1 protein-coding gene is annotated in these 509 nt (G+C 70.5%); it reads left to right on the top strand.

The genetic code is table 11. The features are described 5' to 3' along the window. A partial coding sequence (locus tag G3I71_RS46630) for an SIS domain-containing protein (RefSeq protein ID WP_164325002.1) occupies positions 1-509 on the top strand: 509 nt, incomplete at both ends.

Here is a 509-nt window from a genome sequence, read left to right on the forward strand (position 1 = left end):
CCGCCGCCTACCTGCTGGGTCTGTTCCTCGCGCAGCTGCGCGGCAACAAGTTCCCGGACGAGATCGCGTCGACCCTCGAGGAGCTGCGCGCGATGCCCGACAAGATCCAGGAGGTCCTGGACCGCTCGGGCCGCGTGCGCGAGATCGCCCGGTGGATGGCGGACACGCAGTCGGTCCTGTTCCTCGGCCGGCACGTCGGCTACCCGGTGGCGCTGGAAGGCGCGCTCAAGCTCAAGGAACTCGCGTACATGCACGCCGAGGGCTTCGCGGCGGGCGAGCTCAAGCACGGGCCGATCGCGCTGATCGAACAGGACCTGCCGGTGGTCGTGGTCGTACCGTCCCCGCGCGGCCGGTCCGTGCTCCACGACAAGATCGTGTCGAACATCCAGGAGATCCGGGCCCGCGGGGCGCGCACCATCGTGATCGCGGAGGAGGGCGACGAGGCCGTCGTCCCGTACGCCGACCACCTGATCCGGATCCAGGCGACGCCCACGCTGCTCCAGCCGCTG

The sequence above is a fragment of the Streptomyces sp. SID12501 genome (assembly GCF_010550245.1).
In the GTDB taxonomy this organism is placed as follows: Bacteria; Actinomycetota; Actinomycetes; order Streptomycetales; family Streptomycetaceae; genus Streptomyces.